This is a genomic window from Acinetobacter sp. WC-141 (assembly GCF_000313935.1).
In the GTDB taxonomy this organism is placed as follows: domain Bacteria; phylum Pseudomonadota; class Gammaproteobacteria; order Pseudomonadales; family Moraxellaceae; genus Acinetobacter.
Map to the genome: position 1 here is coordinate 51,447 of NZ_AMSS01000053.1, position 6,380 is coordinate 57,826.

Consider the following 6,380-nt stretch of genomic DNA (forward strand, 5'->3'; position numbering starts at 1 on the left):
TTCTACCGTCCTAAGCGCTTCTTTTGATAACGATGAAACCACTGTGCAAACCATAGGGCTAAAAAAGCCACACTTAACGATAAAACGATAAGCCTTTGAATAGCTGCTTCTGTATCGGGTTGTTGCATTAGGCTATACATGGCCAAAGGCAAAGTACGTGTTTCATTTGAAATATTACCCACAAAGGTAATGGTTGCCCCAAACTCACCTAAACTGCGGCAAAAACATAAAATAGCACCAATTAAAATACCACTGCTGGCAAGTGGTAAAGTGACATGAAAAAATGCCCCTAAAGATGAGGCACCCAATGTCTTTGCTGCCATTTCCAAACGCTGGTCGACTAGTTCAATTGCTAATCGAATAGATTGTACCAATAGCGGAAAACCCATTACTGCCGAGGCAAGAACGGCACCTTTCCAGTTAAATGCAAAATCAATTCCGAGCGGTGCCAAATATTGTCCAATAATGCCGCGGCTTCCAAAAACTTGTAAAAGCAAATAACCAGGCACCACTGGTGGTAGCACTAAAGGTAAAAACACCAATGTTTCAATGAATGACTTCCCCCAGAACTCTTTACGTGCCAAAAACCATCCTACACAAATTGCAGGAATAATACTGACCACAAGACAACTTGCTGCGACCTTACAAGAAAGTTGTAGCACGCTGAGCTCTTCTGGGGTTAAAGAGAACATCATGGTTTTGCTGGAGCCAACACGCTAAAGCCATATTTTTTAAAAACAGCTTTGGCTTGATTGCTCTGTAAAAATTGATAGAACTTTGCTGAGTTTGAGTTCTTTTTAATCATCCCTACAGGATAAATAATTGGCGAATGCGTATTTTCCGGAAATATACCCGCTACCTTCACGTCTTTGCTAATCGCAGCATCGGTTGCATAGACAATGCCAACCTGACATTCACCTCGCGCAACAAAGTTTAATGCCGCTCGCACATCTTCTGTTTCAACTAACTTTGGCTCAATACGGCTCCACCAACCTAAATTGGTAAAAGCTTGTTTGGCATATTTGCCTACAGGCACACTTTTGGTATCCCCTGTACAAATCTTGCCTGTAAATACTTTATTGGGATCGGTGGTTTTATCTAGTTTAATGCTTAACGGTCGATCTTTAGGGGTAATGAGAACCAGACGGTTGCCTAATAAATTTATACGGTCATTTGCTGCAACTCGTTTTTTATTTTGCAGATAATCCATCCACTGGATATCAGCAGAGATAAATACATCGGCTGGTGCCCCAGCTTCAATTTGTTTCGCTAATGTCGATGAGCCTGCATATGAAGTTTTAACTTCTACTTTATTTTGTTTTTCATAAATTTTTTCTAAATCAGTAATTGCATTGGTTAAGCTCGCTGCTGCATAAACGGTAACCGATTCAGCCTCAGCTGGAACATTAAAGACCAAGCCTATGCTAAGCACCGAACAGGCTAAAGCCAACTTTTTTATCTTCGTATCACTTACCATTATATTTACCTTTTTGTCGTTTTTTGCAGCGATATATACCCAAGAATATAGCGATAAGCATCGACAATGAAAAGTAGAAATTATTTATGCAGATAGATATTTTTTCTGAGCAACTGAAAACTATAGGGAGATAAAATTGATTCGCTCTTAAATTCTTTGATTTATAAAATAATACTCATCTTATTTTTTTAAATAGCTACTCATAATTTGATAATCATGTTCTAAGGCTTGTCGAGCATTGATTTCCATTTGGCGATAATGTTGTAAAACTTTCTGGCCTAAAGCTGTAACAGCTGCCCCACCACCATGTGTTCCACCCGTTTGAGTTTCAACTAAAGCTGTTTCAAAGCACTGATTCATGGTGTCTACCAACTGCCACGCACGGCGGTAGCTCATATTCATAGATTTTGCGGCTTGTGAGATCGACCCCGTTCTTTCAATTGCTTCAAGTAAGTCTGCCTTACCCGGACCAAATGCAATATTCTGCTCTAAAAGAATTCTAATCTTTAATTTTAAGTTTTGTTCTTTCATAGACTTAGTTCACAAAAGTTTATTTTATGCTCGTTAACATTATAGGGAAGTTTAACAAGCTAAGACATATACAAATTTAAATCTCGATGAGCTCTTAAAAAGAGTCTTATTAAAAAATCAAAACTGCACAAAGTGGATAAAGATCTGGAAAAAACGGATAGAGGCCAAAGCCTAATCGCGGTTCAATCAGTTAAAAGCTGAATGAATAGGATTGAGCAAATGACCTCATCTAATTTAAAACAATGGAATGATTTTGTAGATGGATGTATCGACTTCCGTCCTAACGATGGCGTGTTTCGTATTGCACGTAATATGTTTACTGAGCCTAAACTATTTGACTTGGAAATGGAACTTATTTTTGAAAAGGTTTGGATTTATGCATGTCACGAAAGTGAGATTCCAAACAATCATGATTTCCTAACAGTTCAAATTGGTCGCCAACCGATTATTGTGAGCCGTGATGGTAAAGGCGAATTACACGCGATGGTCAATGCTTGTGAGCATCGTGGAGCGACTTTAACCCGTGTTGCTAAAGGCAACCAGTCAACCTTTACATGTCCGTTCCACGCATGGTGCTATAAGTCAGATGGCCGTTTAGTTAAAGTCAAAGCACCTGGCGAATATTGTGAAGATTTTGATAAATCAAGCCGTGGCTTAAAACAAGGCCGTATTGCAAGCTACCGTGGATTTGTATTTGTAAGCCTCGATACTCAAGCAACAGATTCTCTAGAAGACTTTTTGGGCGATGCAAAACTGTTCCTTGATTTAATGGTTAATCAGTCGCCAACAGGTGAGCTCGAAGTACTTCAAGGTAAGTCAGCTTATACCTTTGCAGGTAACTGGAAGCTACAAAATGAAAATGGCTTAGATGGCTATCATGTAAGTACCGTTCACTATAACTATGTCTCTACAGTTCAACACCGCCAACAAGTCAATGCATCAAAAGGTGAAGAACTCGACACACTTGACTACAGTAAGTTAGGTGCAGGTGACTCAGAAACTGACGATGGCTGGTTTAGTTTTAAAAATGGCCATAGTGTTTTATTTAGTGACATGCCAAATCCAACAGTTCGTCCGGGTTACAGCACGGTTATGCCGTATATGGTCGAAAAATATGGCGACAAATATGCTGAATGGGCAATGCACCGTTTAAGAAACTTGAACTTGTACCCTAGCCTATTCTTTATGGACCAAATTAGTTCTCAGCTTCGTATTGTTCGTCCAGTGGCATGGAATAAAACCGAAGTCATCAGTCAATGTATTGGCGTTAAAGGTGAATCTGCTGAAGCACGCCGTAACCGTATTCGCCAGTTCGAAGATTTCTTTAACGTATCAGGCCTTGGTACACCAGATGATTTAGTTGAATTCCGTGAACAGCAAAAAGGTTTCCAAGCACGACTTGAACGTTGGAGCGATATTTCTCGTGGCTATCAGTCTTGGGAATATGGCGCGACCAAAAATTCACAAGATTTAGGCATTCAACCCGTCATTACTGGCCGTGAGTTTACCCACGAAGGACTCTATGTAAACCAGCATGGACACTGGCAACGTCTAATGCTTGATGGCTTAAATAAGAAAGCACTGAAAATGCAGGATATTACTTTTGAGAACAATGCCGTAATGGATGAGGTGTAACCATGTCACAAGAACTACATTTTGCTGTATCTCAGTTTTTGTACAAAAAAGCAGAACTTTGTGATGCTTATGACTGGGATGCCTATTTAGAGCTTTACGACGAAGATAGTGAATATCATATTCCACAGTGGATTGATGACCATAACTATGTTCAAGATCCAAATCAGGGTTTGTCTTATATTTATTATGCAGACCGTACTGGACTCGAAGACCGTGTATTCCGTATTCGTACCGGAAAAGCGGCTTCTGCAACTCCGTTACCACGTACTTTGCACAGCATAAACAACATTCGAGTTAAAACACTAGATGACGGACTAATTGAAGCAAAAGTTGCATGGCAAACGCTATATAACCGTCAAGGCTTAGAAGGCTGTTTTTACGGACATGCTACTTATCTTTTACGTCAAACCGCAGATGGTTTCCGCATTCGTCGTCAGCACAGCATTTTGCTGAATGACAAAATTGATTCCGTTTTAGACTTCTATCACGTTTAAGGGGAATGAAAATGGGACATTCAGTTGCACTTAACTTTGCCGATGGCAAAACCTTTTTCATTTCGGTAAATAACGATGAATTGTTGCTTGATGCAGCAGTTCGTCAGGGAATTAACCTACCACTAGACTGCCGCGAAGGTGTTTGTGGTACCTGTCAGGGACAATGTGAAACTGGGATTTATGAACAAGAATATGTCGATGAAGATGCATTAAGTGAACGTGATTTGGCCGAGCGAAAAATGTTAGCTTGCCAGACCCGCGTGAAATCTGATGCAGCTTTTTATTTCGATCATGATTCTGTGATCTGTAACGCTGGTGATACTTTAAAAATTGAAACCAAAGTGACCGCTGTTGAGCTGGTTTCTGAAACGACTGCAATTTTGCATCTTGATGCGAGCAGTCATGCTGCACAACTTCAGTTTTTGCCAGGTCAATATGCTCGTTTACAAATTCCAGATACTGAAGACTGGCGTTCTTATTCTTTTGCAAACAGACCAAATGCAACCAATCAATTGCAATTTCTAATTCGTCTCTTGCCAGACGGTGTTATGAGTAATTACTTGCGTGATCGTTGTCAGGTCGGACAAAGCCTACTTATTGAAGCACCGCTTGGTAGTTTCTATTTACGTGAAGTACAGCGACCACTGGTTTTTGTAGCAGGTGGAACAGGATTATCAGCTTTCTTGGGAATGCTAGATAACTTGGTTGAACAGCCTAACTCACCTGCCGTTCAGTTGTATTACGGCGTAAATAATGAAACTGATTTGTGTGAACAACAGCGTTTACATGCCTATGCTGAACAGCTACCAAACTTTAGTTATCACCCGATTGTGACTAAAGCAACCGAAGCTTGGCAAGGTAAAGCGGGCTATATTCATGAGCACTTAAATAAAGATCAACTGGCTGAACAAGCTTTTGATATGTATTTATGTGGCCCACCACCGATGATTGAAGCCGTGAAAAATTGGTTAGATGAGCAATCTTTGCAAAACTACCGTATTTACAGCGAGAAGTTTTTACAGAGTAATACCTCACGTTGAAAGTATAAATAAGTTCTCTGTACACGACAAAAATAGATAACTCATTGAAATAATGTCACAATAATTGTTTTCTAACGACGAATACTATGACACATCTCAATGAGTTATATCTTATCTTAAACAAATCTCTAAAATGGAACAAGTCACATTTAAAGTGCTTTGCGCTCATCATGCTTGTGATCATTTTAAAGCAAACATGTAATCTTTCTTCTGCATCTAAAGCCTTGCCCATCAAGTGCTTACCACAATCATTTTATCGACGTATGCAGCGCTTCTTTGCAGGTCAGTATTTTGATTATCGTCAAATTTCTCAGTTGATTTTCAATATGTTTTCATTCGACAAAGTGCAACTGACTTTAGATAGAACCAATTGGAAATGGGGAAAACGAAATATTAATATCCTGATGCTCGCAATCGTTTATCGTGGAATAGCGATACCTATCCTTTGGACATTGCTTAATAAACGTGGAAATTCAGATACGAAAGAGCGTATTGCTTTGATTCAACGCTTTATAGCCATTTTTGGTAAAGACCGTATTGTGAATGTGTTCGCAGACAGAGAGTTTATCGGTGAGCAGTGGTTTACATGGTTAATTGAACAAGACATCAACTTCTGCATTCGTGTTAAAAAAACTTCATTGTCACCAATCATTTAGGAAAGAATCATAAAATTAGTGATTTATTTCGCCATCTTAAAGTTGGTCAAATTGAATGTCGTAAACGACGGATTTTGGTTGGTCGGGTGAAACTATATATAAGTGCACTACAGTTAGAAAATGGAGAGCTTTTACTCGTCGTTTCTCCTCAGTTTAATGCCAATGCTATTCAGGATTATGCATTACGCTGGGAAATTGAAACCTTATTCAGTTGTCTCAAAGGACGCGGGTTTAATCTTGAAAATACGCGCTTGACAGACCCTAGACGAGTGAAAAAATTGATTGCGGTGTTAGCTATAAGCTTCTGTTGGTGTTACTTAACGGGTGAAGGCAACATAATCAAAAAAAAGCGATAAAAATAAAGAAGCATGGACGACTCTCAATGAGTTTATTTCGCTATGGTTTAGACTATGTTCAAATGGCGATTCAGCGTTTAATTGGTTTTGGGAAAAAAGAAGAGTTTAAGGAAATTTTGGCAATTTTAAGAAAGCAGAATCCTGATAGGATAAGGGTTCTGTGAAATTTGTCGTGTACAGAGAAAAATTAG

6 protein-coding genes and 1 pseudogene are annotated in these 6,380 nt (G+C 39.3%); 4 read left to right on the forward strand and 3 right to left on the reverse strand.

Annotation, left to right across the window (positions count from 1 at the left end; translation table 11 throughout):
- Nucleotides 1-2: 2 nt before the first annotated feature.
- From modB to ACINWC141_RS11350, 3 genes are all read right to left on the reverse strand, one after another.
- Entirely contained in the window at nt 3-695 is a 693-nt protein-coding gene (modB, locus tag ACINWC141_RS11340; RefSeq protein WP_000971585.1) for a molybdate ABC transporter permease subunit, read from the reverse strand.
- Nucleotides 692-1,477 (reverse strand): molybdate ABC transporter substrate-binding protein, encoded by a 786-nt coding sequence (modA, locus tag ACINWC141_RS11345; RefSeq protein ID WP_009391311.1) that lies wholly within the window; start codon nt 1,475-1,477, stop codon nt 692-694. Before modA ends, modB begins: the two co-directional genes overlap by 4 nt.
- A 180-nt stretch (nt 1,478-1,657) precedes the next feature.
- Entirely contained in the window at nt 1,658-2,008 is a 351-nt protein-coding gene (locus ACINWC141_RS11350; RefSeq protein ID WP_009391209.1) for a winged helix-turn-helix domain-containing protein, read from the reverse strand.
- A gap of 219 nt (nt 2,009-2,227) precedes the next feature.
- Here ACINWC141_RS11350 and antA point away from each other — a divergent pair, with 219 nt between their 5' ends.
- From antA to ACINWC141_RS19640, 4 genes and pseudogenes are all read left to right on the forward strand, one after another.
- Entirely contained in the window at nt 2,228-3,643 is a 1,416-nt protein-coding gene (gene antA / locus ACINWC141_RS11355; RefSeq protein ID WP_009391270.1) for an anthranilate 1,2-dioxygenase large subunit, read from the forward strand.
- A 2-nt stretch (nt 3,644-3,645) separates the two neighbouring features.
- Nucleotides 3,646-4,137, forward strand: a complete 492-nt coding sequence (gene antB, locus ACINWC141_RS11360; RefSeq protein WP_000076809.1) for an anthranilate 1,2-dioxygenase small subunit — start codon at nt 3,646-3,648, stop codon at nt 4,135-4,137.
- A gap of 5 nt (nt 4,138-4,142) precedes the next feature.
- Nucleotides 4,143-5,177 carry an anthranilate 1,2-dioxygenase electron transfer component AntC gene (gene antC, locus ACINWC141_RS11365; RefSeq protein ID WP_081400116.1) on the forward strand — a complete coding sequence of 345 codons (1,035 nt, stop codon included), beginning with the start codon at nt 4,143-4,145 and terminating at the stop codon, nt 5,175-5,177.
- Nucleotides 5,178-5,263: 86 nt separating this feature from the next.
- A pseudogene (locus ACINWC141_RS19640) lies at nt 5,264-6,353 on the forward strand (IS4-like element ISAba1 family transposase).
- The last annotated feature ends 27 nt before the right edge of the window (nt 6,354-6,380 follow it).

What these genes read in the sequence shown, in the direction of transcription:
- antC (WP_081400116.1), top strand. Translation starts at nt 4,143, where the DNA reads ATGAAAATGGGACATTCAGTTGCACTTAACTTTGCCGATGGCAAAACC.
- modA (WP_009391311.1), bottom strand. Translation starts at nt 1,477, where the DNA reads ATGGTAAGTGATACGAAGATAAAAAAGTTGGCTTTAGCCTGTTCGGTG.
- ACINWC141_RS11350 (WP_009391209.1), bottom strand. Translation starts at nt 2,008, where the DNA reads ATGAAAGAACAAAACTTAAAATTAAAGATTAGAATTCTTTTAGAGCAG.
- antA (WP_009391270.1), top strand. Translation starts at nt 2,228, where the DNA reads ATGACCTCATCTAATTTAAAACAATGGAATGATTTTGTAGATGGATGT.
- antB (WP_000076809.1), top strand. Translation starts at nt 3,646, where the DNA reads ATGTCACAAGAACTACATTTTGCTGTATCTCAGTTTTTGTACAAAAAA.
- modB (WP_000971585.1), bottom strand. Translation starts at nt 695, where the DNA reads ATGATGTTCTCTTTAACCCCAGAAGAGCTCAGCGTGCTACAACTTTCT.